Source organism: Massilia alkalitolerans DSM 17462 (assembly GCF_000427785.1).
GTDB lineage: Bacteria > Pseudomonadota > Gammaproteobacteria > Burkholderiales > Burkholderiaceae_D > Telluria > Telluria alkalitolerans.
The window spans coordinates 169518-195921 of the sequence record NZ_ATYR01000007.1 but is presented as its reverse complement, the minus strand read 5'-3'; the positions used below and the strand labels follow the sequence as shown (position 1 = coordinate 195921).

Genomic DNA, 26404 nt, shown 5'->3' with positions numbered 1-26404 from the left:
TTCAATTCCAGCGCGGCAAGTCGTCGAACTGCTGCGCACTCTCCCCCGAAAAACGGATCAGTTCGGGCAGCGGCACCGTGGCCAGGTTGTCGCGTCCGTAGTGGCCGCCGAGCGCGCTCGGGATCTTGAGGCAGTATTTGCGGTCCTCGACCAGGGGGCCGAGCGTGGATTCAGCCAGGTGCACGACTTCCGGCATGTACCAGTCGTTCAGGAAATCCTGGTTATAGGCCAGCGCGTCGAGCGCGGCGCGGCTGTCGGCGACCGGCTCGCAGCACAGGTCTTGCGGACGCAGGCGCCAATAGCGCCCTTCGTCGTCGCGGATGATGAGGTTGCCGAATGCATTGGACCCAAGGACCTCGACAGCGGTCAAGCCGACCCAGCCCCAGGCGTCGTTGATGTCGTCTACGTTGATCATGTGGTCTGCCCCATTGGTTCGCAGGCCCGCGCCGAGTGCCGGCGCCGGCTGTTTCGCCTGTTGGACAAGACAGGCTCGACAACATTCCGGACGCTTGCGTCCGGTTTGACATGGCTCTTGTGCGAGCCCGTATGACGAGCGAAAAACAAAAAGCCGTTGATCCTTGCGAATCAACGGCCCTGAATTCTGGTTGCGGGGACAGGATTTGAACCTGTGACCTTCGGGTTATGAGCCCGACGAGCTGCCAGACTGCTCCACCCCGCGTCTGATGAAATGAATTATACGCCGAAACGGTCTTTTAGGCAAATGCAATCCTCCCCTGATCGGCGATTGCAGCACGACGGCGCTCGGCCGTGAGCACTTTTGCACGCGCCGGCAGCGGCCCAGGGCCGGCAATTCAGTGTAAAGTAAGCACAATCTCAACCTGCCGCTGACCTATGAAATTCTGTTCCGAGTGCGCCCATCCTGTCGCCCTGGCAATCCCCGAAGGCGACAACCGGCCGCGCTACGTCTGCCCCAACTGCCGCGCGATCCACTACCAGAATCCCAAGCTGGTCATCGGCTCGATCCCCGTCTGGGAACAGGACGGCAAGCTACAGATCCTGCTGTGCAAGCGCGCGATCGAACCGCGCTACGGCTACTGGACCTTGCCGGCCGGCTTCATGGAAAACGAGGAAACCACGGAGCAGGCGGCCGTGCGCGAAACCGAAGAGGAAGCCGGCGCCGACGTCGAACTCGGCAAGCTGTTCACCCTGCTGAATGTGGCCCATGTGCACCAGGTCCACCTGTTCTACCTGGCGCGCCTGCGCAATCTCGATTTCGCGCCGGGCGAGGAAAGTCTGGAAGTGCAGCTGTTCACCCAGGACGAGATCCCCTGGGACGAGCTGGCTTTCCCGACGGTGCGCAGCACGCTGGAACTCTTCTTTGCCGACCGCATCAAAGTGCGCGAGGGCGGCAGCTACGGTTTTCATAGCCGGGACATCGTTCGCCCGATGCTGGCTCCCCGCGAACCCGACTGATCCACGAGCCCGCCATGATCCCCTGGCTCGAGCCGACATCGCCGTTTCCCGACGTATCCGAGGCGCTGACGATCGACGCCCCCGGCCTGCTCGCGGCCGGCGCCGACCTGTCGCCGCAGCGCCTGCTGCTGGCCTACCAGAACGGCATCTTCCCCTGGTTCTCTGAAGGCCAGCCCATCCTGTGGTGGAGCACCGACCCGCGCATGGTGCTGCGCACGGAGCGCTTCAAGCTCAGCGACAGCCTGAAGAAAACCCTGAGACGCGTCGAGCGCAGCCGGCTCGAGGGCGGCCCGTGGGACGTGCGCTTCGACACGGCCTTCGAGGACGTGATGCGTGCCTGCGCCGCCCCGCGCAAGGACGGGCCCGGCACCTGGATCTCGGAAGACATCATCGACGGCTACACCGGCCTGCATGCGATGGGCTATGCCCATTCGTCGGAGGTTCGCTACGAGGGCGAGCTGGTGGGTGGCGCCTACGGCGTCTGCATCGGCCGCATGTTCTACGGAGAATCGATGTTCGCCCGGGTGTCGGACGCGTCCAAGGTGGCCCTGGCCTACCTGGTGGCTTTCCTGCGCAGCCAGGGCGTCTCGATGATCGACTGCCAGCAGGAGACCGGGCATCTGGCTTCGCTGGGGGCCGCGCCGATTCCGCGCAGCGCCTTCCTGGCGCACCTGCGCCAGGCCATCCGCGAGCCGGCCATCACCCGCTGGGAGATTGTGCCACCTCTGGGCGCGGCGCCCTGAAGGCGGCACCGTTGACTGGCTAACAGTGACACCGGCCTGATTTCGTTAAAATAGGATCATCACGTCGTCTCGAGAGCTTTTTGCATGACGCACCTAAATGACCTGCCTTTCGCTACGCTGCAGTTCTACACGACGGCGCCCTATCCCTGCAGTTACCTCGATGCGCGCCAGGCCCGCTCGCAAGTCGCGACGCCATCGCACCTGATCAATGCCGACGTCTATTCCGAACTGGTGCGCAACGGATTCCGCCGCAGCGGCATCTTCACCTACCGCCCCTACTGCGACGGCTGCCAGGCCTGCATCCCGGTGCGCGTGAAATGCGAGGATTTCACGCCCAACCGTACCCAGCGCCGCTCCTGGAAGCGCCACGGCGACCTGGTCGCGATGGTGGCCAACCTGGCGTTCTCGGACGAGCACTACGCGCTCTACCTGCGCTACCAGACCACCCGCCACGTCGGCGGCGGCATGGACCAGGACAGCCGCGACCAGTACGCCCAGTTCCTGCTGCAGAGCCGGGTGAATACCCGCCTGGTCGAGTTCCGCGAGCCCGACGGCCTGCTGCGCATGGTGTCGATCATCGACGTGCTGTCCGATGGCCTGTCGTCGGTATATACCTTCTTCGACCCGGACGTGCCGGGCGCGTCCTTCGGCACCTACAACGTCATGTGGCAGGTCAACCAGGCACGCGAGCTCGGCCTCCAGTACGTCTACCTGGGCTACTGGATCGAGCAGAGCCCGAAGATGGCCTACAAGATCAACTTCCGTCCGCTCGAAGCGCGCATCGGCGGCGTATGGGGCGTGCTGGAACGCTGAGGGACTTGCGCGCCTCCTGGCGCTGTAAAATGGCGGGAGTCACTTACGATGAGTCCTCCATGTCCGACAAGCTCCTGTATTCCCTCGCCCGCCCGCTGCTGTTCTCGCTCGATGCCGAGCAAGCCCACAACCTGACCCTGCCGCTGCTGCGCCGCGCCGCCGCGCTCGGCCTCACCAAGTTGTCCGGCCGCCCGGCGCCGGACCCGCGCACGGTCATGGGCATCACCTTCCCGAACCCGGTCGGCCTTGCCGCCGGCCTCGACAAGGACGGGGCCTACATCGACGGCCTGGCCTCGCTCGGCTTCGGCTCGATCGAGATCGGCACCGTGACGCCGCGCCCCCAGGGCGGCAACCCGAAGCCGCGCATCTTCCGCCTGCCGCAGGCGCAGGGCATCATCAACCGGATGGGCTTCAACAACGGCGGCGTGGATGCTTTTGTGTCCAACGTGCAGGCCTCGCGCTTCTACCAGGACAAGCAGGGCGTGCTCGGCCTGAACATCGGCAAGAACGCCGACACGCCCATCGAGCGCGCCGCCGACGATTACCTGCATTGCCTGCGCAAGGTCTACCCTTACGCCAGCTACGTGACGGTCAACATCTCCTCGCCGAACACCAAGAACCTGCGCCAGCTCCAGGGCGAATCCGAGCTCGACGCCCTGCTCTCCCAACTCAAGGAAGAGCAGCTGCGCCTGGCCGACCAGCACAAGCGCTATGTGCCGGTGGCGCTGAAGATCGCCCCGGACATCGACGGCGATCAAGTGCGCAACATTGCCGGCGCCCTGCTGCGCCACAAGATCGACGGCGTCATCGCCACCAACACCACGCTCAGCCGCACTGCGGTGCAAGGCATGCAGCATGGCGAGGAAGCAGGCGGCCTGTCGGGCGCGCCGGTATTCGAATTGTCGAACACGGTGATCCGCCTGTTGAAAGCCGAGCTGGGCGACGCGCTGCCGATCATCGGCGTGGGCGGCATCATGCGCGGCGAGGATGCGCGCGCCAAGATCGCCGCCGGCGCGCAGCTGGTACAGCTCTACACCGGTTTTATCTATGCGGGCCCGGCACTGATCCGCGACGCCGCGGCCGCGCTGCGCCACATGAAGTAATAGCGAGGGACCATCATGGAACGCAGGCAGCTGGGACAAACCGATCTGATGGTGTCGAAGGTCTGCCTCGGCACCATGACCTTCGGCGAACAGAACACCGAGGCCGAGGCACACAGCCAGCTCGACTACGCGCTGGAGCGCGGCATCAACTTCATTGATACCGCCGAGATGTACCCGGTGATGGCGCGGCCCGATACGCAAGGCTCGACCGAGCGTTATATCGGCAGCTGGCTCAAGAAGACGGGCCGCCGTGCCGACGTGGTGCTGGCGACCAAGATCGCCGGGCCGAACAAGATGATGCCCTGGATCCGCGGCGCCAACCACAACCTCGACGCGACCAACATCCGCGCCGCCGTCGAGGACAGCCTGCGCCGCCTGCACACCGACTACATCGACCTGTACCAGATCCACTGGCCGAGCCGGAACCTGCCGATCTTCGGGGCCAACAGCTTCGACCCGGAAGGCGAACGGCCGGCAGTGCCGATCCATGAGACGCTCGAGGCGCTGGACGACATGGTGCGGGCGGGGATGATCCGCCACGTCGGCGTGTCGAACGAAAGCACCTGGGGCGTGTGCCAGTACATCAAGCGCTCGGAGCAGCGCGGCTTGCCGCGCATCGCCACGGTGCAGAACCTGTACAACCTCACCGCGCGCCACTTCGAGACCAGCCTGATGGACGAGGCCTGCTACCGGGAAGGCGTGAGCCTGCTGGCCTACAGCCCGCTGGCCTTCGGGCAGCTGACGGCCAAGTATCTCGACGATCCGAACGCGCATGGCCGCCTGACGGTCTTCCCGAAGGGTTGGAGCCCGCGTTATGTGCGCCCGAGCGTGCTGGCAGCGACCGCCGAGTACGCGGCGCTGGCGCGCGCGAACGGCATGCTGCCTGCGCAGATGGCGCTGGCGTGGTGCTACTCGCGCTGGTTCGTGGGGTCGACCATCATCGGGGCCACCAGTATTGCGCAGCTGAAGGAGAACATCGACGCGGCGGACCTGGTGCTGTCAGCGGACGTGCTCAAGGGGATCGACGAGATCCACGCGCGCTACATGAACGTGGGGCAGTGAGCGCGGCTGCTCACAGCTCCGCCTGCAAGGCCTTCTCGATATCCGAGCGCGTATACCCCTGCGCAAAGCGCTCGATGAAGTGATACGCGTAGGCCCGCAGATACGAGCCCTTGCGCACGGCGAGGCGCGTCACGTTCGGCGCGAACAGGTGCGAAGCTTCGATCGCCCGCATCCCCTTGTCGCGGCCATGGTCGAAGGCCATCGAGGCCACGATGCCGACGCCCATCCCCAGCGACACATACTGCTTGATGACGTCCGAGTCCATCGCGGTCAGCACGATGTCCGGCGCCAGCCCGGCTTCCACGAAAGCGGCGTCGATGTGGCTGCGGCCCGTGAAGCCGACGTCGTAGGTAATCAGGGGATGCTCGGCCAGGTCTTCCAGGCGCAGCGGCTGGCTGGAGGTGAAGATCGGATGTCCTTCCGGCGCCACGATCAGGTGGCTCCAGCGGTAGCACGGGAAGGAGACCAGGTCCGGGAAGGCCGACAGGCCTTCGGTCGCGATGCCGATGTCGGCCTTGCCCGACAGGACCCACTCGGCGATGTGTTCCGGCGCGCTTTGCTGCAGGGCGATGCGCACGCCCGGGAAGGCATTGCGGAAGGACTGCACCACCTGCGGCAGCGCGTAGCGCGCCTGGGTGTGGGTCACGGCGACGGTGAGCGTGCCGCTGTCCTGGGCCGCGAACTCGGCGCTGGCCTGCTGCAGGTTCTCGGCCTCGACCAGCAGGCGTTCGACGATCTTGAGGATGCCCTTGCCGGGCGGGGTCAGCCCGGTCAGGCGCTTGCCGTTGCGCTCGAAGATCACGACCCCAAGCTCTTCCTCGAGCTCGCGGATCTGGCGCGACACGCCCGGCTGCGAGGTGAACAGCGCATTGGCGACTTCGGTCAGGTTGAAGTCGCGGCGTGCGGCCTCGCGCACGGAACGCAGCTGCTGGAAGTTCATATTCCCTCTCCTGCATCGACGAAGACTTCGATGCGGCGCGGCTTGACCACCAGGGTGTCCCCTTCCTTGAAGCCCTGGCTCGAGAACAGCTCGTTCGGGATCACCGCCTCGATCAGCTGCTGGTTGTCGGCGCGTTCGAGGTCGAGCTGGGCCAGCGGGCCGATCGCATGCGCGCGGCGCAGCCTGGCGACCACGCCGTCGGCGCCGGGCGTATAGCGCGCGACGTCGAGCTCGTGCGGACGCACGTAGCCGATGCCTTCGCCGTTACGGACGCTCGCATGCTCGGGCGCCTGGAACTGGGCTTCGCCACTGGCCAGCACGCCTTCGTGCACGCGGCCGTGGAACAGGTTGACGTTGCCGAGGAAGCCATAGACGAAGGGCGAAGCCGGCTTGTTGTACACCTCGCTTGGCGCGCCGAGCTGTTCGACGCGGCCCTTGTTCATCAGGACCACCTGGTCGGCCACTTCCAGCGCTTCTTCCTGGTCGTGGGTGACGAAGATCGAGGTCACGTGCAGCTCGTCGTGCAGGCGGCGCAGCCAGCGGCGCAGCTCCTTGCGCACCTTGGCGTCCAGCGCGCCGAAGGGTTCGTCGAGCAGCAGCACGCGCGGCTCCACCGCCAGGGCTCTAGCCAGGGCGATACGCTGGCGCTGGCCGCCCGAGAGCTGCGGCGGATAGCGGTCGGCGATCCAGTCGAGCTGCACGAGTTCGAGCAGCTGGCGCACCTTGTCGCGGATCTGCTGTTCCGACGGACGCTCCTTGCGCGGTTTCACGCGCAAACCGAAGGCGACGTTCTCGAACACGGTCATGTGCTTGAACAGCGCATAGTGCTGGAACACGAAGCCGACCTGGCGCTCGCGCACGTGGCGGCTCGACGCATCCTGGCCGTCGAGCAGCACGGCGCCGGAATCGGGATGTTCGAGGCCGGCGATGACGCGCAACAGGGTCGTCTTGCCGCAGCCCGAAGGGCCCAGCAAGGCGGTCAGCTGGCCGTCCGGGAACTGCAGCGAGACGTCGTCGAGCGCGGTGAACTGGCCGAACTGCTTGCGGATGTGTTGGACTTCGATCGTCATGTTCAGGCTTCCTTCTGTCGTTCTTCGGCGGCGGCTTTGCGTACCTGGTGCAGGCGCCATTCGATAAAGCTCTTCACCGCCAGGGTGACCAGCGCGAGCAGCGCCAGCAGCGATGCGATCGCGAACGCGGCCGTGAAGTTGTATTCGTTGTAGAGGATCTCGACCTGCAGCGGCATGGTGTTGGTCTCGCCACGGATGTGGCCTGAGACCACCGACACCGCGCCGAATTCGCCCATGGCACGGGCGTTACACAGGATGACGCCGTACAGCAGGCCCCATTTGATGTTCGGCAGCGTCACGCGCCAGAAGGTCGACCAGCCCGAGGCGCCCAGCACCAGCGCGGCTTCTTCCTCTTCGGTGCCCTGCTGCTGCATCAGCGGGATCAGCTCGCGCGCCACGAAAGGGAAGGTAATGAAGATGGTCGCCAGCACGATACCCGGCACCGCGAACAGGATCTTGATGTCGTGCTCCATCAGCCACTCGCCGAACCAGCCCTGGGCGCCGAACAGCAGCACGTAGATCAGGCCCGCGATGACCGGCGACACCGAGAACGGCAGGTCGATCAGCGTCAGCAGGACGCTCTTGCCGCGGAATTCGAACTTGGCGATGGCCCAGGCCGCGGCCACGCCGAACACCAGGTTCAGCGGCACCGAGATGCCGGCTGCGATGAGCGTGAGCTTGATGGCGGAGATCGCGTCCGGGTCCGTGATCGATTCGAGGTAGACGTCCCAGCCGCGCTTGAGCGCTTCGGTGAACACGGCGGCCAGCGGGACGAACAGGAACAGGGTCAGGAAAGCCAGCGCCACCGCGATCAGGAGGTAGCGCACCCAGTCCGGCTCCAGCACATTGGTCTTGCGGCGGCGCACCGGTGCAGCGCTCTTGGGTGCGGCATGGAGATTGTCGAGGACTGCGCTCATTTCTTGCCTGCCCGTTTGCGGGTCCATGCCTGCAGCAGGTTAATCGTCAGCAGCAGGATGAAGGAGATGACCAGCATGACCACCGCGATCGCCGTGGCGCCCGCGTAGTCGTACTGCTCGAGTTTGGTGATGATGAACAGCGGCGTGATCTCGGAGACCATCGGCAGATTGCCCGCGATGAAGATCACCGAGCCGTATTCGCCGGTCGCGCGCGCGAAAGCCAGCGCGAAGCCGGTCAGGAGCGCCGGCACGATCGAAGGCAGCACCACGCGCCAGAAAGTCTGCAGCGGAGAAGCGCCCAGGCTGGCGGCGGCTTCTTCCAGTTCGCGCTCGGCTTCTTCGAGCACCGGCTGCACCGTGCGCACCACGAAGGGCAGGCCGATGAAGGTCAGCGCCACCAGCACGCCCAGCGGCGTGAAGGCGACCTTGATGCCGAACTTGGCCAGCTGTTCGCCGATGAGGCCATTGTGCGAGTACAGGGCGGTGAGCGTGATGCCGGCCACCGCGGTGGGCAGCGCGAACGGCAGGTCGACCAGGGCGTCGATGATGCGCTTGCCCGGGAAGGTGTAGCGCACCAGCACCCAGGCGACGATGCCGCCGAAGATGACGTTGATGAAGGCGGCCAGCAGCGAGGCGCCGAAGGTGAGGCGGTACGACGCCATCACGCGCTCGGAAGTGACGGCGCTCCAGAAGGCCTCCCAGCTCATCGTGAAGGTGTTCAGGAAGACCGCCGACAGCGGGATCAGGACGATCAACGCGAGGTAGAAAATCGTGAAGCCGAGCGAGATGCCGAAGCCGGGGATGACCCGGCCGGGAGATCGTCGCGCTGGCAGTGCGAGCGTGGTCATGGAAGCCCTTCACAAATTCTTAAGGGAACGCATAATCTCATGCGGCCCTTATATTACAAACGAAACTTTCCTCATTTGCATAGACGGAAACAGCTATTACGGATCAGAAAACCAGCTTCGCCGCCACGCCGGTCAGCGTGGTCGCCAGGAGGGCGCGCAGGAAGCGCTCCGGCACCTTGCGCGCAGCCATGGCGCCCAGCGTAATACCCGGCACCGAACCGATGAGCAGGGTCAGCAGCAGCATCCAGTCGATCGAGCCCAGCCACCAGTGGCCGACGGCGGCGATCGCGGTCAGCGGCACGGCATAGGCGATATCGGTGCCGGCCACTTCGGCCGGTGTCAGGCGCGGATACAGCATGACCAGCAGCGTGGCGCCGATGGCGCCCGCGCCGATCGAAGACACGGTGACGAGCACGCCCAGCACCGCGCCGGAAACGACGGTGGCGGTGGTCAGCGCCCTGCCCTCCAGCTGGCGCCCCGGTTTGGCATTGACCCAGGCCAGCATGCGCGCGCGGAACAGCAGCGCGATCACGGTCAGCATCACGGAGCCGGCGATGGAATAACGGATGAGCTGCCCGATCTCTTCATCGAGCCCGCCGAAGTGCTTCAGCGCCAGGGTCGCCACCAGCGCGGCCGGCAAGGCGCCCAGGCACAGGCGGCCGACGATCTGCCACTGGACGGTGCGGTTGAAACGGTGGGTGATGGTGCCGACACCCTTGGTGATGGAAGCAAAGGCGAGGTCGGTGCCGACGGCAACCGAGGGCGAGACGCCGAACAGCAGCGTCAGCAGCGGCGTCATGAGCGAACCTCCGCCCACGCCGGTCATACCGACCAGCAGCCCTACTGCAAAACCCGCGATGATATACGTCGTCGACATGCCATTACCCCCAAGTTAAGCCACAGGGTAAGGGGACTCGGCAGTTCGGCAAACAACAGGTTTCTTATTTGCTTATGCGGCGACGGTGGAGCACGCCGGACGAACAAGCCGTCCGGCGTGGGAACAATTTACTTGTTCGGCTGTGGGGTCAGGCGCAGGTAAGGACGCGGCGAGGTGTAGCCTTTCGGATACTTCTGCTCGATGACGGCCGGATCCTGCACGGTCAGCGGGATGATGACGTCGTCGCCGTCCTTCCAGTTGCCCGGGGTGGCCACGGTGTAGCCGTCGGTCAGCTGCAGGGCGTCGATCACACGCAGGACTTCGTCGAAGTTGCGGCCGGTGCTCATCGGGTAGGTAATGATCAGGCGCACTTTCTTGGCCGGGTCGATCACGAACAGCGAGCGTACGGTGGCGGTGGCCGAGGCTTCCGGGTGGATCATGTCGTACAGGGTGGACACCGATTTGTCGGCGTCGGCGATGATCGGGAAGCCGACCACGGTCTGCTGGGTTTCCTCGATGTCCTTGATCCATGCACGATGCTGGTCGGCCGGGTCGACCGACAGCGCGATCGCCTTGACGTTGCGCTTGTCGAACTCCGGCTTCAGCTTGGCGGTCAGGCCCAGTTCGGTGGTGCAGACCGGGGTGAAGTCGGCCGGATGCGAGAACAGCACCACCCAGGAATCGCCCGCCCACTCGTGGAAGCGGATCTTGCCGATGCTGGAATCCTGCTCGAAATCGGGGGCGGTATCGCCGAGGCGTAAGGTCATCGTCATTTCTCCATGTGATTGGACTACGGGGTTACTTCTGCAACGCATAGTCTAAGAGCACTTGGCGGTTTGGCAAACGACAGCTTTGTAATTTGCTTGTTCCACAAAAGTGCTAGAAAAACCGGCTGTACAGCACCACTGCCCAAGTGGCCGTCGCCAGCAGCAAGGCCAGGGCGACGGCCGCGCTGCCCATGTCCTTCGCCACTTTCGACAGCGGATGGCGCTCGAGCGAAATGCGGTCGACCACGGCCTCGATGGCCGAGTTGATGATCTCCACGATCAGCACCAGGATCAGCACGCCGATCAGGACCAGTTTCTGGAAAGCCGAGACCGGCAGCAGCAAGGCCGCCACGCTCGCGATCGCGATCACCACGATCTCCTGGCGGAAGGCGGCCTCGCTGCGCCAGGCCCAGGCCAGGCCGTCCCGGGTGTTGCGGCAGGCGGCAAGGATGCGGGCGATGCCGCGCTTGGTCTTGAACTCGCTGATCGGGTGTTCCATTGATTTTTCAAAATAAATGCAGGACTGTCATTATGCCGCCCTTGCTGCGGCTTGCACACCGCACCCCATCGGTTTGCATCGGCGTTTCACATCATGGTATAAAGAGACCAATACTGCACTGCACCAACCACATCATGAAAATGGAAACCCCAGAACTGGCCGCTGCGGCACCGGGCAAGACCTCGATCCAGGTGATCGAGCGCATGATGGCGCTGCTCGATGCGCTGGCCAATTATTCCGACCCGGTGAGCCTGAAGGAATTGTCGAAAGTCTCCGGCCTGCATCCCTCGACCGCGCACCGCATCCTGAACGACATGGTGGTCACGCGCTTCGTCGACCGCGTCGAGCCGGGCACCTATCGCCTCGGCATGCGCCTGCTGGAACTGGGCAACGTGGTCAAGAGCCGCCTGTCGGTGCGCGAAGCGGCACTCGACTTCATGCGCGCCCTGCACAAGAAAACCCAGCAGACCGTGAACCTGTCGGTGCGCCAGGGCGACGAGATCGTCTACATCGACCGTGCCTATTCCGAGCGCTCGGGCATGCAGGTGGTGCGCGCGATCGGCGGCCGGGCGCCGCTGCACCTGACCTCGACCGGCAAGCTGTTCCTGTCGATCGACGATGCCAAGACCATCCGCGCCTATGCCACCCGCACCGGTCTCGCGGGCCACAACAAGAATTCGATCACCGACCTGGCCCGCTTCGAACGCGAGCTGAGCCTGGTGCGCGCGCGCGGTTATGCGCGCGACAACGAGGAACTGGAACTGGGGGTGCGCTGCATGGCCGCCGGCATCCACGACGACAGCGGCAAGCTGGTGGCCGGCCTGTCGATCTCGGCCCCGGCCGACCGCCTGCAGGAAGAATGGCTGGAAGACCTGGTGCAGACCGCATCCAGTATTTCGGCTACATTAGGCTACCGCCCCACCCCGGCGATCTGATCAGTGCAAGGCCGGCGCCGCGCTTGTTGCGGCGCTCATCACCGGCACATCGCTGGCATTGCTCAGCGTACCCGGCGCCAGCTCCTCGAGCTTGCCGGGCGCCAACGCCTCGAGGAAGCGGCGCACGCGGCCCGCGTCGGCGGTGCGCGACATCTTTCCCTTCGAATCCAGGAACACCATGATCACGTTGCGGCCGTGGATGGCCGCCTGCATCACCAGGCAGCGCCCTGCTTCGTTGATGAAGCCGGTCTTCTGCAGGCCGATGTTCCAGTCCGGCAGCGCCACCAGGTAGTTGGTGTTTGCATAGCGCATCGGCCGGCCGCTCGCCTTCACGATCGAATTCGGCGTGGTGGAAAATTCGCGCAGCAGCGATTCGCCGTGGGCGGTGGCGACCAGGCGCGCCAGGTCGCGCGCGCTGGAGACGTTGCGGCTCGACAGGCCGCTCGAATCGACGAAACGCGTATCCTTCATGCCCAGTTCGCGCGCCTTGGCGTTCATGGCGGCCACGAAGGCATTGATGCCGCCCGGGTAGTGGCGTCCGAGTGCGGAAGCAGCACGGTTTTCCGAACTCATCAGGGAAATGTGCAGCATCTCGCGGCGCGTCATGCGCGTGCCCACCGGCAGGCGCGAGCTGGAATACTTGTGGCGGTCGACGTCGGCGTCGGCAATGCGCAGCACCTCGTCGAGGTCCTGCCCGGCCTGGACCACGACCAGGCCGGTCATGAGCTTGGTGATCGAGGCGATCGGCAGGGCGACATTGGCGTTCTTTTCAAACAGGACTTCCGAGCTGTTCTGGTCGAGCACGAAGGCGACGTTCGAACGCAGGGACAATGAATCCGGGGTGCCGCGCAGGCCGGCGGCATCGCCGAAGGTGCGCGGATCGACCACGGCCGCGGCGCCAGCGGCAGCGCCGGCGCGGCGTACCGCATGATAGGTGACCTTGCGCTTGCCGCGCACCATCTCCACGCGGCGCACCATGCGCTGGCGATTGTCGTCGGCGATGGCGTGGGCCAGGTCCTTGCGCTTGGCGGGCGCGGCCTTGCGGCCGGCGGCGCGCTTTTTCTTGACGGCCTTCTTTTTGGTGGGCTGGGCCTTCTTGGATTTGGATGTGGATTCGGCGCCTGCACCCGCACCGGCGCCCGCGCCGGCCGCGTTGACGGGCTGGAGCGCAAACAGCAGCGATACGATGGCAGCCAATGCAACTTTGAACATCTCGAACCCTTTGGCGCAAACTGATGAGGTACGGATGCAGTTTAGCGGAACGACGCCTGATCGCAAGCGAAAAGATACATTCCGTGCGGCAACACCCAAAAACCAACAAGCCTTACTAATCAAGTATTTACGCTTGCATCGTCGCGCATATTGACCTGCACTTTACTCCATGAAGCGGGCAAAATGCGCGAGCGGTTCGCGCTCGGTGACGAGCGAATTCTCGACCTTGCCGGGGTCTGCCCAGCCGAGCGCCATGCCGCACACCACCATTTCATTCTCCGGCAACCCGAGCTGCTGCGCAATCACGCGGTGATACTGTGTGAAGGCAGCCTGCGGACAGGTGTCGAGGCCGCGGCCGCGCGCGGCGACCATGATGCTCTGCAAGAACATGCCGTAATCCAGCCAGGAGCCCTGCTCCATGATGCGGTCGATGGTGAAGATGAGGCCGACCGGCGCGTCGAAGAAGCGGTAGTTGCGCGCGTGCTGGGCCGCCATGCCGGCCTTGTTGTCGCGCGTGAGCCCCAGCAGGGAATACAGGTCCCAGCCCACCTTGCGGCGGCGGTCGACGAAGGGCGAGATCCACTCGCGCGGATAATAGGCGTATTCCTCGGTGTGCCGGCGGGCCTGCTCCGGGTCGGCGTTCACCGCCAGGATCGCCTCGCTCAGCTTCTCACGCGCCTGCCCCGTCAGCACGTAGACCTTCCATGGCTGGGTATTGGTGCCGGATGGCGCGCGCGCCGCCACTTCGAGGATGCGCTCGATGTCGGCACGCTCGACCGGCTTGGATAGAAAAGCGCGGATCGAGCGGCGCGAGGTGATGGCGGCGTCGACGGCTTCCTGCTGGGGGCTGTTGATCATGGGGTCTCCTTGTTATGTGGTTTCTTGACGACGAATGCGACACCCAGCACGGCGACCAGCATGCCGGCCACGGCGAGCAGGCTGAAGGACTCGCCGAACAGCAGCCAGGCCATGATGGCGGTGGTGGGCGGGGTCAGGTAGAGCAGGCTGCTGACTTCGGTGGCGCGGCTGCGCCGGATCAGGGTGAACAGCAAAAAGATCGCGCCGATCGACAGCGCGAAGATCGACCACAGCCAGGCGAAGATGAACTCCGCGCTCCAGGTGATGGTAGAGAAGCGCAGGTCCAGGCCTTCGAGCACGATGGCCAGCGGCAGCAAGGCCAGCACCGTGGCGGCGAACTGGATCACGGTGCCGGTGCGCAGGTCGAAGCCCGGGCAATACCGCTTCTGGTACATGGTGCCGGCGGTGATGCAGAACAAAGCGACGATGCACAGGGCGATGCCGGCGGCGGTGAGCCCGGCCAGGTGCAGCTTGCTGTAGACCACCAGCACCACGCCGGACAGGCCGAGCGCGAAACCGAGCCACTGGCGCGGGCGTACCCGCTCGCCGATCAGGGGCGCCGCGGCTGCCGTGAGGATCGGCTGCATGCCGACGATCAGCGCAGTCAGCCCGGCGGGCATGCCGATCTTGATCGCGGCCCAGACACCGCCGAGATAGCCGGCCTGCAGCAGCAGTCCTGCGACCGCGACGTGCAGGATCTGGCCGCGCGGCCAGGGAGCACGCAGGAGGAACACGACCGGCAGCAGCACCGCCAGCACGCCCAGGCAGCGCAGGATCACGAAGGTGAGCGGCGGCGCATACGGCAGGCCGAGCTTGGCGACGATGAAGCCGGTACTCCACAGGAACACGAACAGCAGCGGTACCGGCGAAAGCCAGGAAGATGTCGGGAGGGAAGCTGCGCTTGTTCGGGTACCGGAAGGCATGAATGGATGATCAGCGGGATGCTGCACAGCAGCTTGAATGGATGGCTTGGCGAAAACACAAGCCATCAGTCTAGCACGCCGCCGGAGAGAACCTTGGTGCTTCCCTTGGCGCAGCATTTCTTGCGCTAAATCAAGCCTAAGTCCTTGAAATTTCTTGCAATCAATGCATTCAAGAAATTTATGCACAAACGATGGTGCAGCGCGTCAAATTCGCTTGACTCGCCCGTCGACATGGTTGAAAATCCGTCCTGTTGCGGTGCACAAAAAAGAGTTTCGTCGACATCGGACGAAAAAAACCTGCCTCACAAGTCCAAGCAACATCCATCCCCTTAAACGCACTGAATTTTGGAGAGTCACATGTTTGCAATTCCTGAGCAGTTCTCGAACGCCACCAAAGCCAACCTGGAATCGCAGTTCGCGCTGCTGTCGTCGCTGACGGCCAAGACCTTCGAAGGCATGGAGAAGCTGGTCGACCTGAACATCAGCACCGCCCGCAGCGCCCTGGAAGAGTCGTCGAACGTCACCCGCCAGCTGCTGAGCGCCAAGGATCCGCAGGAGTTCTTCTCGGTCACCACTTCGCAAGCCCAGCCGGCCGCTGAAAAAGCCCTGTCGTACAACCGCCAGCTGGCCGCCATCGCCACCGGCACCGGCGCCGAGTTCTCGAAGGCCGCCGAAAGCCAGATCGTCGAAACCAACCGCAAGGTCATCGCCCTGGTCGACGAAGTGAGCAAGAACGCCCCGGCCGGTTCGGAAACCTTCGTTGCCGCCGTCAAGACCGTGATCAGCAACGCCAACGCCGGCTACGAGCATTTCAGCAAGACCAGCAAGCAGGCTGCCGAAGCGATCGAAAACAACGTCAACGCAGCGGTGAGCCAGTTTTCGGCGACTGCTCGCAAGGCTACCGCTACTGCTGCTGCCGCGACCCAGACCGCTGCCGCCTAAGCTGCGACTGGTCAAATGAAAAAGCCGGGACGTGTCCCGGCTTTTTGCTTTTTGCGCTCCCGGCGGGCGTTTACTCGCCCAGGTAGGCCGCCTGCACCCGCGGATCGTTCAGCATGTCCGCCGCATTCCCCGTCATGGTCATGCTGCCCGACTCCATCACATAAGCGCGGTGCGCGGCCTGCAGCGCCAGCTTGGCGTTCTGCTCCACCAGCAGGATCGTGATGCCCTGGTTTGAGACGTCGCGGATCACTTCGAAGATCTTCTCCACCATGATCGGCGACAGGCCCATCGAGGGCTCGTCCAGCAACAGCAGGGTCGGATGGCACATCAGCGCGCGCGCCATCGCCAGCATCTGCTGCTCGCCGCCCGACAGCGTCCCGGCCAGCTGAGCGGCGCGCTCCTTCAGGCGCGGGAACACCGCATACCATTTCTCGATGTCCGCCGCGATCCCCGCCTTGTCCTTGCGCGTATAGGCGCCCATCATGAGGTTCTCGTGGATGCTCATGCGGGTGAACACGCCCCGCCCTTCCGGCACCATGGCCAGCTTCTGCTGGACCATGCGGAAGGAGGGGGTGCCGCGCAGCGGCTGGCCGAGGTAGCTGATCTCGCCTTCCACCTTGCACGGCGGGAGCGTGCCAGTGATGGCCTTCAGGGTGGTGGTCTTGCCGGCGCCGTTGGCGCCGATCAGGGTCACCAGCTCGCCCTGGTTCACTTCCAGGTCCAGGCCCTTGACGGCCTTGATGCCGCCATAGGCGACCTTCAGGCCCGCAATCTTCAGGATGTTGTCGCTCATGTCCTTGGTCACTGATGTGCTCCGCCGAGATAAGCCTTGATCACGGCGTCGTTCTTCTGGATTTCGCTCGGGATCCCCTCCGCGATCTGCTTGCCGTACTCGAGCACGGTGATGCGGTCGCACAGGCCCATCATCAGCTTGACGTCGTGCTCGATCAGCAGCACGGTCTTGCCTTCGTTCTTGATCTTGACCAGCAGCTCGCGCAGCGCCAGCTTTTCGGTGGCGTTCATGCCGGCCGCCGGCTCGTCCAGCGCCAGCAGCTGCGGATCGGTGGCGAGCGCGCGCGCGATCTCCAGGCGGCGCTGGTCGCCATAGGACAGGTACTTGGCGGTGCGGTTGGCGAACTGGCCGATGCCCACGAAATCCAGCAGCTCCTGCGCGCGCCGGCGGATCGCCGCCTCTTCCGCGCGCGCCGCCTTGTGGCGGAAGATCGCCCCGAACACGCCCTGGCGGGTGCGCACGTGGCGGCCCACCATCACGTTTTCCAGCGCGCTCATTTCGCCGAACAGGCGGATGTTCTGGAAGGTGCGCGCGATGCCGGCTTTCGCCACTTCATGCGGGGCCGACGGCGAATACGGCTTGCCGGCCAGCTCGAACGTGCCGCTGTCCGGCTGGTACAGCCCGGTGATCACGTTGAAGAAGGTGGTCTTGCCGGCACCGTTCGGGCCGATCAGGCCATAGATCTGGCCGCGCTCGATGCGGATGCCGACGTCGGTCAGCGCCTGCAGGCCGCCGAAGCGCTTGTTGACACCCGCGATGTTCAAGATGATCTGCGCGCTCATGCCTTGGCTCCCTCTTCTTCCTCGCGCGCCAGGGCGGCGTTGGGACGCTCCTCCCGGTTCGGCGACGGCCACAGCCCGGCCGGGCGCACCAGCATGATCAGCACCAGCGCCAGGCCATAGAGCAGCTGGCGCAGCACCTCGGCCTCGATCACGACGGTGCCGAACAGCGCCTGCTGCACCGGCTCCACCACGTGGCGCAGCACTTCCGGCAGCGCCGCCAGCAGCACGCCGCCCAGCACCACGCCGGGGATGTGGCCGATCCCGCCCAGCACCACCATCGCCAGCACGGCGATCGATTCGGTGAGCGAAAACGACTCCGGCGACACGAAGCCCTGGAAGGCGCCGAACATGGCGCCGGCCACGCCCCCGAAACTGGCGCCCATGGCGAAAGCGAGCAGCTTGACGTTGCGGGTGTTGATGCCCATGGCCTTGGCCGCGATCTCGTCCTCGCGGATCGCCACCCACGCGCGCCCCAGGCGCGAATGCTGCAGGCGCGAGGTGATGAAGATGGTCGCGATGGTGAGAAACAGGAAAAGGAAGTAGTAGGCGTTCACCGAAGGCATCGAGAAGCCCCCGATGTGCACCGTGGCCTGCGAGCCCGCCTCGCCCGCCAGCGACACGCCGAACACGCGGATCGGGTCGATCATGTTAATGCCCTGCGGCCCGTTGGTGAAGTTGATCGGGTCGTTCAGGTTGTTCATGAAGATGCGGATGATCTCGCCGAAGCCGAGCGTGACGATGGCGAGGTAGTCGCCGCGCAGCTTCAGGGTCGGGGCGCCCAGCAGCGCGCCGCACAGGCCCGCCACGATCGCCGCCAGCGGCACGATCGCCCATACCGACAGGTGGATCCCGTTCTGCTGGATCTCGGGGCCGAAGAAGCTGACCAAGGCTTCGCCCAGCGCCGGCGAGTAATAGATGACGGACTCGAGCAGCGCCGCGAACTGCGGCGAGGAGAACAGGCCCACCAGGTAGGCGCCCACCGCGAAGAAGGCGATGTAGCCCAGGTCGAGCAGGCCGGCGAAGCCGACCACGATGTTCAGGCCCAGCGCCAGCATGATGTAGAGCAGCGCGATGTCGATGATGCGCACCCAGGAGTTGCCGAACTGGGAAGCGACGAAGGGGAAGACCAGCATCAGGGCCAGCACGGCCGCCATGCTGGCATAGGCCTGGCGCGGCTTGTGCCGGACGTCGAAAGTCAGGAGTGCCATGGTGTCTGTCCCTCCCCTTACGCGCGGTCCGCCACGCGCTCGCCCATGATGCCCGACGGGCGCAGGGTCAGCACGAGGATCAGCACGACGAAGGCGAAGATGTCCTGGTAGTGGCTGCCCAGGAAGCCGCCGGTCAGGTCGCCGATGTAGCCGGCGCCGAGCGCTTCGATGATGCCCAGCAGGATGCCGCCGATCATGGCGCCGTAGATGTTGCCGATACCGCCCAGCACGGCGGCGCAGAAGGCCTTCAGGCCCGGCAGCATGCCCATGGTGAAGGTGACCGAGGCGTAGTTGGCGCCCCACATCACCCCGGCCACCGCCGCCAGCGCGGCGCCGATGGCGAAGGTGGCGACGATGACGCGGTTCGCGTCCACGCCCATCAGGCCGGCCACCCTTGGGTTCTCGGCCACGGCGCGCATCGCCCGGCCCATGCGGGTGCGCTCGACCAGCAGCACCAGGGCGACCATCGCCACGGCGGCCAGCACCAGCAACAGGATCTGGGTATGCGAAATGAGCGCGCCCATGATCTCGACCGGCTCGGGCGACAGCAGCTGCGGGAACGGCAGCGGGCTGCGGCCCCAGATCATCATGGCGAAGGTCTGCAGCAGGATCGATACGCCGATCGCGGTGATCAGCGGCGCCAGGCGCGGCGCATTGCGCAGGCGGCGGTAGGCGACGCGCTCGATCAGGATGTTGACCAGGATGGCCACGGGAATGGCGCCGAGGATGGCGATGGCCAGCTGCAACCAGCCGGACAGGCCGGGCGCATGGGCGTCCAGTAGCTTGAGGATGGTGAGGCCGACCATCGCGCCGATCATCAGCACGTCGCCGTGCGCGAAGTTGATCAGGTTAAGCACCCCGTAGACCATGGTGTAGCCCAGAGCGACCAGGGCATACATGCTGCCCATCACCAGGCCGTTGAGGAGTTGTTGGATGAATGTTTCCATCGTGCGCGTTCGCTCTGCTTTCTTGAAGGGCCATGAAAAACGGCACTGCCGGGTAGCCCCGCAGTGCCGTTTCTGGCCTGGCGTTCATGTTCCGATTGCCGTCATCATAACTTGGCAAATGGAAAACTTGCAGTGGAAAACATGCGGCGCCACGAATTTTTGTAGGGTGGGCGGGTCTCCCGCCCACGCGGCGATAGTTAGCGGCAGGATCATCGAGCCCGATATCGGAGCCGTTATCGATCACCGCGTGGGCAAGAAACTTGCCCACCCTACGCGATTACGCGGCTTTCACCCCATCCAAGCCTTTCGGCAGCGGGAACACCACGTTCTCTTCGACGCCTTCGAGCGCACGCACGCTGGCCGCGCCCAGTTCCTTGAGGCGGTCGATCACGGCCTGCACCAGCACTTCCGGGGCCGAGGCGCCGGCGGTCACGCCGATGCGCTTCTTGCCGGCTATCCATTGCGGGTCAATGGCCGCGGCATTGTCGACCATATAGGCCGGCGTGCCCATCTTCTCCGCCACTTCGCGCAGGCGGTTCGAGTTGGAGCTGTTCGGGCTGCCGACCACGACCACGACTTCCACCTGCGGCGCCATGAACTTGACGGCTTCCTGGCGGTTGGTGGTGGCGTAGCAGATGTCGCCCTTCTTCGGTTCGATGATGTTCGGGAAGCGTGCCTTCAGCGCAGCGATGATCTCGGCGGTGTCGTCCACCGACAGCGTGGTCTGCGACACGTAGGCCAATTGATCGGGATTGTTGACCGCCAGCCGCGCCACGTCGTCGACGGTCTCGACCAGGTGCATGCCTTCTTCGGCCTGGCCCATGGTGCCTTCGACTTCCGGGTGGCCGTCATGGCCGATCATGACGATCTCGCAGCCCTGCTTGCGCATCTTGGCCACTTCCACGTGGACCTTGGTCACCAGCGGGCAGGTGGCATCGAAGATGGTGAGGCCGCGCGCTTCGGCGTCGGCGCGCACGGCTTTCGAGACGCCGTGCGCCGAGAACACCAGGGTATTGCCCACCGGGACGTCTTCGAGTTCTTCGATGAAGATCGCACCCTTGTTGCGCAGGTCTTCGACCACGTAGGCGTTGTGCACGATCTCGTGGCGCACGTAGATTGGGGCGCCGAACTGGTTCAGGGCGCGCTCGACGATCTCGATGGCGCGGTCCACGCCGGCGCAGAAGCCGCGCGGCTGGGCAAGCAGAATTTCGTTTTCCATGAAGGTTTCCTGTTTACAGAACCGAAATCAGTTTCACTTCGAATTGCAGGGCCTGGCCGGCCAGCGGGTGGTTGAAATCGAACAGTGCGGTGGTCTCGCGCATCTCCAGCAGCACGCCGGCGAAGCGGCCGCCCTTGGGTGCGTTGAATTCGATCAGCTCGCCCACCTTGTAGTCGGCGTCCGGCACCGAGTTCTCTTGCAGCGTTGCCTTCGACACCGGCTGGATCAGGTCCGGGTTGCGCTCGCCGAAGGCGTCAAGCGCGCTCAGCTGGAAGGTCTGGTGCGCGCCTTCCGGCAGGCCGATCAGGCGCGATTCGAGGAACGGTGCAAGCTGGCCCTGGCCCAGCATCAAGGTGGCCGGCGTGCCATTGAAGGTAGTGATGAGATCAGTACCGTCGGCGGTGGCCAGCCGATAATGCAGGGTCAGGTAGGACGATTCGTTGACGACTGGAGCGTTGGACATGTTCTTTGTGGTGACAGGCAGGCCTGTTGCAGGCAAACCGCTATTGTAAGCCACGCCCGGCCCTCGTGCCCTGGCGTGCCCCGATTTTAGACTCGCTTGGTAATGGAATAAGGCAAGGATCAGACAATGAGAATCACCGAATGGCCGGAAGAGCAACGCCCGCGTGAACGGCTGCTGCGCGGCGGCCCGGAAGTGCTGTCGGACACCGAACTGCTGGCGATCTTCCTGCGCGTGGGTGTCGCGGGAAAAAGTGCGGTGGCGCTGGCGCGCGACATGCTGGACCACTTCGGCTCGCTGCACCGGCTGCTGCATGCCAGCTCCAGCGAGTTCGGCGCCCTGCACGGGCTCGGTCCGGCCAAGTATGCCCAGTTGCAGGCAGCGATCGAATTGACGCGGCGCGCCGTGGCCGAGGAATTCAAACGCGAAGGCATGTGCTCGCCGGACGCGGTGCGCGCCTGGCTGCGCCACCAGTTCGCGCTGCAGGCGCATGAATCCTTCGTCGTGCTCTTCCTGGACGTCAAGAACCGCCTGATTAACTTTGAGGAGATGTTTCGCGGCACGCTGACCCATACCAGCGTGTACCCGCGCGAGGTGGTGAAGGCGGCGCTGCGCCGCAATGCCGCGGCCGTGATCCTGGCGCACAACCACCCGTCCGGGGTGCCGGAGCCGAGCGAGGCCGACCTGCGCCTGACGGCCAACCTGATGCAGGCGCTGGCCCTGGTCGACATCCGCGTGCTCGACCACTTCGTGGTGGCCGGCAGCCAGGTACATTCCTTTGCCGAGCACGGGCAGTTGTAAATCCGCACGGCAGGCTCCGCCTCCGTAAACCGGTGCCAAAACAAGGCTCTAGCGAACTCATCGGCAATTGTTAAATCCTTGAATTATCTTAAGACACAATTGTTTTTCGCAAGTGATTGATTTGCTTTCAGTTTTCACGCTATACTCTCGTTTTTCCAAATCTGGATATTCTTAAGGAGTGCACTATGGCACGTGTCTGCCAAGTTACCGGCAAGGGAGTGATGGTTGGCAACAACGTCTCCCACGCTAACAACAAAACCAAGCGTCGTTTCCTGCCGAACCTGCAGAACCGTCGCATCTACGTGGAATCGGAAAACCGCTGGGTCTCCCTGCGTCTGTCCAACGCCGGTCTGCGCGTGATCGACAAGCTCGGCATCGACGCCGTGCTGGCCGACATGCGTGCCCGTGGCGAAAAAGTTTAATTAGGGAGCTATCATGGCAAAAACTGGCCGCGACAAAATCAAGCTGGAATCGACCGCAGGTACCGGTCACTTCTACACCACCACCAAGAACAAGCGCACCATGCCGGCGAAGATGGAAATCACCAAATTCGACCCGAAGGCACGCAAGCACGTGATCTACAAGGAAACCAAGATCAAGTAATCGATCTTGTTTCTTCGAAAAAGCCGCCCGTTTCGACTGGCGGCTTTTTTTATTGCCGAGTCCGGCATGCACCGTCGCGAATACAACACTGCCTTGACTCGGCGCAGCGCGATCGAGTGCGAATATTGCAATATGCGCTCGGCCGTGAAAGCATGGGGTCTTGCCGACTTCACCACGAGCCAGCATGCATCCGCTGCTGAAACTGCCTGTGTTGTCCCTCCTCGCCGCCAGCCTGCTGTGGGCCATGCCCGCGCACGCCCAGTCGACCGGCCCCGAGGGCGTGCCGATGGTCGAAGTCAAGGCCGCCGCTCGCATGCGCCTGCTCCCCTACCGCCCCCTGTTTTATCCGATGGCCAAGGCGGTCCAGAAAAGCCTGCCTGGGCGCGCCGCGCTGGCGGTGCAGCTGCGGCCAATCCGGGCCGGCATCCGTACCGACGACCTGGTCCTCTGGCTGGAGGGCGGCGGCGAATCGCTGCCGATGCGCGCCGACGGACACGGCCTGTACATCGTGCCGGTCGCCGACCGGATCGCGCAGGAAGATGGCGGCTTTTTGGTTAACAAGCATCCGTCCGAGCTGCGCGCCAACCTGGTGCTCATCCCGACCCTGGCGCCGGACGCCTGGACCATCGGCGAAATGCGGCGCCTGCTGCGCGACGTGCACGCCACCATCGATCCGCTCGTGCCCTGGCACCACCGCTTCCTGAACTGGGCCTCGACGCGCAGGCTGGGCGTGTCGGTGTGCAGCCTGTCGCCGCGCGCCCAGGTCGAGGTCGTCGACGGCACCCGCCTGCTGGCGCGCTATCCCACCAGCGAGCCGGCCCGCAACCACGCGAATGCTCCGGTGTATTGCCACCGCTTTACCGGCAACGAGGACTTCGACCCGCGGGCGCGGCTGGTGCTGCCGGAAGATGCGCAGGTGCTGCTGATTTAGCAAATTTTGCGACGAAAAAAAAGCGGCTCCCGAAGGAGCCGCCCTTGTTGCGACACAAGTCGCTTATGCGTAGCTGCGCAGGCGCAGCGAGAAGTCCTGCAACGACTTGATGCCCGAAGCTTCGGCGCGTGCGCACCAGTCCTGCAGCTGCTGCAGCAGCTGGTCGCGGGTCGAGTGCGAACGCTCCCAGATCGCGCCCAGTTCCACGCGCATCTGGTGCATGGTTTCCAGCGCCTTGCTGTGCTGGAACAGCTCGACCAGTTGCTGCTTCTGCGACTGTTCCAGCTTGGCCGGTTCGCGCTGCATCAGCTTGCGCGAACTCTTCAGGAAGCGCGCTTCCAGCTCGGCCTTGTGCTTCAGGTGCTCGAATTCCTCATGGAAAGCGTGGCGCACCGACTTGGCATACTTGGCCATCACGTCGTAGCGGTTGGCGATCACCGACTGCAGGGTGTCGAGGTCGGCCACCATCTTGTCCTTGGCGAACTTCGGCGCCGGCGCGACTTTCTTCACCTTGGCCAAGCGCAGGGTTTCCAGGATGCGGATGTAGCCCCAGCCCAGGTCGAACTCGTACCACTTGCTCGACAGCTTGGCCGAGGTGGCGAAGGTGTGGTGATTGTTGTGCAGCTCCTCGCCACCGATCAGGATGCCAAGCGGGAAGATGTTGGTGGCCGCATCGCTGCAATCGTAGTTGCGGTAGCCCCAGTAGTGGCCGATGCCGTTGATGATGCCGGCCGCGGTGATCGGGATCCACATCATTTGCACCGCCCACACCGAGATGCCGACGATGCCGAACAGCGCGACGTTAATGAACAGCATCAGCACCACGCCCATGGCGCTGTGCTTGGTGTACAGGTTGCGCTCGATCCAGTCGTCCGGGGTGCCATGGCCGTATTTCTCCATGGTTTCCTTGACCTTGCTTTCAGCACGGTACAGCTCGGCGCCTTCGAACAGCACCTTGCGGATGCCGCGGGTCTGCGGGCTGTGCGGATCTTCTTCGGTATCGCACTTGGCGTGGTGCTTGCGGTGGATTGACGCCCACTCCTTGGTCACCTGGCCGGTGGTCAACCACAGCCAGAAGCGGAAGAAATGGCTCGGGATCGGGTGCAGGTCGAGGGCACGGTGCGCCTGGTGGCGGTGCAGGTAGATCGTCACGGCGGCGATCGTGATGTGCGTCAGCACCAGCGTGGCGAAGAAGACCTGCCAGCCGGTGAAGTCGAGCAGGCCGGTGGACAGGAACGTCAGCACGGCTTGCACGGGTTCGCTACTCAAGAAATTCATTCAGTCTCCATGGATATCGCGTCGACACGCCGACAGTCGCGGCGCTCGCAACCCGATATTTTACGCGGTTCCAGTTACCCACGGCACGCTTTAGAGCGCTCGTGCATGCCTTATTTCAAGAAGCAGTCGGGGTTCGCGCCACAACTGATGTAATGTGGGCATCGAGCAGGCGCGTATCCATGGACGGATGGCCAAGTTTGATCTCGCCTGTCTGTACAAGCGCATAGATCTTCCTGTTCACGTCGGAGATCGGCCCGCCCTGCCCGTTTTCCGGATCGCCCAGCCAGAAACCGACTTCGAGCTCGTAGCCATCTTGCGCAAAGGCATTCAGCAACACGTTCGGGGCCGGCTGTTCCAGCACGCGGGGCACGCCGCGCGGCAGCGATTCCAGCAGCGGCATGAGCGTCGACAGATCGCTGTCGTAGGACACGGTCAGCCTGGTCACCGCGCGCACGTTGCGGTTGGTCGAGGACTGGTTCAGCACCACGCCGGTGATCAGCATTTCGTTCGGCAACAGGGTTTGCGTGCCGTCGGCGCCGCGCAGCACGGTGTAGCGCGTATTGATGCGCGCCACCTTGCCCGAGTATTTATCCAGCGTAATGGGGTCGCCGATCGTCAAGCTGCGTTCCAGCAGGATGATGAAGCCGGACACATAGTTACTGGCAATGCGCTGCATGCCGAGGCCGAGGCCAACGCCCAGCGCGCCACCGAATACCGACAGCACGGTCAGGTCCAGGCCCGCCAGTGACAGGCTGAACAGCACGGCGACGAGGATCAGCACTGCCCGGCTCATGCGCGCCAGCACGACCTTGATCGAGCTGTGCATGCGTTCGACATGCATCAGGCGCTCTTCCAGCGCAGCGCCGGCCCACAACGCCAGCATCATCAGCACCACGATCGAGACCGTCCCCTCGACCAGGTCGGCCAGGGAGAGCCTGTGCTTGCCGATCGGCAGTTCGGTCTTGTCGAAGTAAAGAATCACGTCCGGCAGCACGCCGACGATGTGCAGGGCCACGCCGAGCCACACGACCAGCGCGAAGATCTTCTCGAAGGTCTGCAGCGCCTCGCCCAGCTGGCCGCTGCGTGCGAACACCCGGCGCAGCAGGTAGAAGAAGGTGCGGATCACCGCGAACGAGGACGCGAGCGGCACCGCGATGTCGAGCAGGTGCACGCTCTGGTAGTGCGCCATGACGGCGCGCGTGGTCACCAAGAGGCCCAGGATCAGCAGCGGCGGCAGCACGCGGCTGAAACTGGCCATCCCCAGGCCGATCAGGCCCTGGTGCTGGTCCTGGTGGCTCGCCAGCCAGGAACGGTGCATCAGCCGCGCCAGGCCCCAGCCGACCGCGACACACAGGACGATCGCAAGCGCCTGCCACAGGATGGCAGGCTGTCGGATGTCGCCGAACAGGTCGGCCAGCAGTTGCTGGAGCGGCATGTGT

Annotated in this window: 30 protein-coding genes and 1 tRNA gene; 11 read left to right on the top strand and 20 right to left on the bottom strand. The window is 64.3% G+C overall.

Annotated elements, in window-relative coordinates:
• Position 1 precedes the first annotated feature (1 nt).
• Both YWC_RS0109995 and YWC_RS0109990 read right to left on the bottom strand, forming a co-directional pair.
• Entirely contained in the window at positions 2-415 is a 414-nt protein-coding gene (locus YWC_RS0109995; protein ID WP_027865230.1) for a T6SS immunity protein Tdi1 domain-containing protein, read from the bottom strand.
• A gap of 187 nt (positions 416-602) precedes the next feature.
• Positions 603-679, bottom strand: a tRNA-Met gene (locus YWC_RS0109990).
• 173 nt (positions 680-852) lie between these two features.
• On the opposite strand from YWC_RS0109990, the gene YWC_RS0109985 reads away from it, so the two are divergent.
• From YWC_RS0109985 to YWC_RS0109965, 5 genes are all read left to right on the top strand, one after another.
• Positions 853-1434 (top strand): NUDIX hydrolase, encoded by a 582-nt coding sequence (locus tag YWC_RS0109985; protein WP_027865229.1) that lies wholly within the window; start codon positions 853-855, stop codon positions 1432-1434.
• A 14-nt stretch (positions 1435-1448) separates the two neighbouring features.
• Complete coding sequence (aat, locus tag YWC_RS0109980) at positions 1449-2177, top strand: leucyl/phenylalanyl-tRNA--protein transferase (protein WP_027865228.1); 729 nt, start codon at positions 1449-1451, stop codon at positions 2175-2177.
• 84 nt (positions 2178-2261) lie between these two features.
• Positions 2262-2990: an arginyltransferase gene (locus YWC_RS0109975; protein ID WP_027865227.1), complete on the top strand. Its 729-nt coding sequence runs from the start codon at positions 2262-2264 to the stop codon at positions 2988-2990.
• Positions 2991-3049: 59 nt separating this feature from the next.
• The gene (locus tag YWC_RS0109970; protein WP_027865226.1) at positions 3050-4093 is read left to right on the top strand and encodes a quinone-dependent dihydroorotate dehydrogenase; all 1044 of its coding nucleotides are present in this window, start codon (positions 3050-3052) and stop codon (positions 4091-4093) included.
• Between the two features lie 15 nt (positions 4094-4108).
• Complete coding sequence (locus YWC_RS0109965) at positions 4109-5155, top strand: aldo/keto reductase (RefSeq protein WP_027865225.1); 1047 nt, start codon at positions 4109-4111, stop codon at positions 5153-5155.
• Positions 5156-5165: 10 nt separating this feature from the next.
• Here the strand turns inward: YWC_RS0109965 and YWC_RS0109960 are convergent, their stop codons facing one another.
• The 7 genes from YWC_RS0109960 to YWC_RS0109930 form a co-directional block, all read right to left on the bottom strand.
• A complete protein-coding gene (locus YWC_RS0109960; protein WP_027865224.1) occupies positions 5166-6095 on the bottom strand; it encodes a CysB family HTH-type transcriptional regulator in 930 nt (309 codons plus the stop codon).
• Positions 6092-7165, bottom strand: coding sequence for a sulfate/molybdate ABC transporter ATP-binding protein (locus YWC_RS0109955; protein ID WP_027865223.1), 1074 nt, complete (start codon positions 7163-7165; stop codon positions 6092-6094). The genes YWC_RS0109960 and YWC_RS0109955 overlap by 4 nt, the downstream gene beginning before the upstream one ends.
• Positions 7166-7167: 2 nt before the next feature.
• Positions 7168-8082 (bottom strand): sulfate ABC transporter permease subunit CysW, encoded by a 915-nt coding sequence (gene cysW, locus YWC_RS0109950; protein WP_027865222.1) that lies wholly within the window; start codon positions 8080-8082, stop codon positions 7168-7170.
• Positions 8079-8930 (bottom strand): sulfate ABC transporter permease subunit CysT, encoded by an 852-nt coding sequence (cysT, locus tag YWC_RS0109945; RefSeq protein WP_027865221.1) that lies wholly within the window; start codon positions 8928-8930, stop codon positions 8079-8081. The genes cysW and cysT overlap by 4 nt, the downstream gene beginning before the upstream one ends.
• A 103-nt stretch (positions 8931-9033) precedes the next feature.
• Complete coding sequence (locus YWC_RS0109940) at positions 9034-9807, bottom strand: sulfite exporter TauE/SafE family protein (RefSeq protein ID WP_027865220.1); 774 nt, start codon at positions 9805-9807, stop codon at positions 9034-9036.
• 128 nt (positions 9808-9935) lie between these two features.
• Entirely contained in the window at positions 9936-10574 is a 639-nt protein-coding gene (locus YWC_RS0109935; protein WP_027865219.1) for a peroxiredoxin, read from the bottom strand.
• Positions 10575-10686: 112 nt separating this feature from the next.
• Entirely contained in the window at positions 10687-11073 is a 387-nt protein-coding gene (locus YWC_RS0109930) for a diacylglycerol kinase (RefSeq protein WP_027865218.1), read from the bottom strand.
• Between the two features lie 134 nt (positions 11074-11207).
• Between YWC_RS0109930 and YWC_RS0109925 the strand changes: the two genes are divergently transcribed.
• Positions 11208-12008, top strand: coding sequence for an IclR family transcriptional regulator (locus YWC_RS0109925; RefSeq protein ID WP_027865217.1), 801 nt, complete (start codon positions 11208-11210; stop codon positions 12006-12008).
• Here YWC_RS0109925 and YWC_RS29000 read toward each other — a convergent pair whose 3' ends face one another.
• The 3 genes from YWC_RS29000 to YWC_RS0109910 form a co-directional block, all read right to left on the bottom strand.
• Positions 12009-13220, bottom strand: a complete 1212-nt coding sequence (locus YWC_RS29000) for a serine hydrolase (protein WP_051306369.1) — start codon at positions 13218-13220, stop codon at positions 12009-12011.
• A 162-nt stretch (positions 13221-13382) separates the two neighbouring features.
• Positions 13383-14078: a nitroreductase gene (locus YWC_RS0109915; protein ID WP_027865216.1), complete on the bottom strand. Its 696-nt coding sequence runs from the start codon at positions 14076-14078 to the stop codon at positions 13383-13385.
• On the bottom strand, positions 14075-15001 hold the full coding sequence (locus YWC_RS0109910; RefSeq protein ID WP_027865215.1) for a DMT family transporter: 927 nt from the start codon (positions 14999-15001) through the stop codon (positions 14075-14077). Before YWC_RS0109910 ends, YWC_RS0109915 begins: the two co-directional genes overlap by 4 nt.
• A gap of 357 nt (positions 15002-15358) precedes the next feature.
• On the opposite strand from YWC_RS0109910, the gene phaP reads away from it, so the two are divergent.
• Positions 15359-15943: a TIGR01841 family phasin gene (gene phaP / locus YWC_RS0109905; RefSeq protein WP_027865214.1), complete on the top strand. Its 585-nt coding sequence runs from the start codon at positions 15359-15361 to the stop codon at positions 15941-15943.
• A gap of 70 nt (positions 15944-16013) precedes the next feature.
• Here the strand turns inward: phaP and YWC_RS0109900 are convergent, their stop codons facing one another.
• From YWC_RS0109900 to YWC_RS0109875, 6 genes are all read right to left on the bottom strand, one after another.
• Positions 16014-16736, bottom strand: a complete 723-nt coding sequence (locus YWC_RS0109900) for an ABC transporter ATP-binding protein (protein ID WP_027865213.1) — start codon at positions 16734-16736, stop codon at positions 16014-16016.
• Between the two features lie 8 nt (positions 16737-16744).
• Positions 16745-17518, bottom strand: coding sequence for an ABC transporter ATP-binding protein (locus YWC_RS0109895; protein WP_027865212.1), 774 nt, complete (start codon positions 17516-17518; stop codon positions 16745-16747).
• Positions 17515-18726, bottom strand: coding sequence for an ABC transporter permease subunit (locus YWC_RS0109890; RefSeq protein WP_027865211.1), 1212 nt, complete (start codon positions 18724-18726; stop codon positions 17515-17517). The genes YWC_RS0109895 and YWC_RS0109890 overlap by 4 nt, the downstream gene beginning before the upstream one ends.
• A 17-nt stretch (positions 18727-18743) precedes the next feature.
• Entirely contained in the window at positions 18744-19673 is a 930-nt protein-coding gene (locus tag YWC_RS0109885; protein WP_027865210.1) for a branched-chain amino acid ABC transporter permease, read from the bottom strand.
• Positions 19674-19950: 277 nt separating this feature from the next.
• Positions 19951-20892 (bottom strand): 4-hydroxy-3-methylbut-2-enyl diphosphate reductase, encoded by a 942-nt coding sequence (ispH, locus tag YWC_RS0109880; RefSeq protein WP_027865209.1) that lies wholly within the window; start codon positions 20890-20892, stop codon positions 19951-19953.
• A gap of 13 nt (positions 20893-20905) precedes the next feature.
• A complete protein-coding gene (locus tag YWC_RS0109875) occupies positions 20906-21355 on the bottom strand; it encodes an FKBP-type peptidyl-prolyl cis-trans isomerase (RefSeq protein ID WP_027865208.1) in 450 nt (149 codons plus the stop codon).
• A 126-nt stretch (positions 21356-21481) separates the two neighbouring features.
• Here YWC_RS0109875 and radC point away from each other — a divergent pair, with 126 nt between their 5' ends.
• The 4 genes from radC (at position 21482) to YWC_RS0109855 (ending at position 23687) form a co-directional block, all read left to right on the top strand.
• The gene (radC, locus tag YWC_RS0109870) at positions 21482-22153 is read left to right on the top strand and encodes a RadC family protein (RefSeq protein WP_027865207.1); all 672 of its coding nucleotides are present in this window, start codon (positions 21482-21484) and stop codon (positions 22151-22153) included.
• Between the two features lie 185 nt (positions 22154-22338).
• Positions 22339-22575 (top strand): 50S ribosomal protein L28, encoded by a 237-nt coding sequence (rpmB, locus tag YWC_RS0109865; RefSeq protein WP_005665737.1) that lies wholly within the window; start codon positions 22339-22341, stop codon positions 22573-22575.
• 13 nt (positions 22576-22588) lie between these two features.
• A complete protein-coding gene (gene rpmG, locus YWC_RS0109860; protein ID WP_005665735.1) occupies positions 22589-22756 on the top strand; it encodes a 50S ribosomal protein L33 in 168 nt (55 codons plus the stop codon).
• 184 nt (positions 22757-22940) lie between these two features.
• On the top strand, positions 22941-23687 hold the full coding sequence (locus tag YWC_RS0109855; RefSeq protein WP_027865206.1) for a hypothetical protein: 747 nt from the start codon (positions 22941-22943) through the stop codon (positions 23685-23687).
• 63 nt (positions 23688-23750) lie between these two features.
• Here YWC_RS0109855 and YWC_RS0109850 read toward each other — a convergent pair whose 3' ends face one another.
• Positions 23751-24965, bottom strand: a complete 1215-nt coding sequence (locus YWC_RS0109850) for a DesA family fatty acid desaturase (RefSeq protein WP_036213927.1) — start codon at positions 24963-24965, stop codon at positions 23751-23753.
• Between the two features lie 115 nt (positions 24966-25080).
• The gene (locus tag YWC_RS28995; protein WP_036213924.1) at positions 25081-26400 is read right to left on the bottom strand and encodes a mechanosensitive ion channel family protein; all 1320 of its coding nucleotides are present in this window, start codon (positions 26398-26400) and stop codon (positions 25081-25083) included.
• Positions 26401-26404 lie beyond the last annotated feature (4 nt).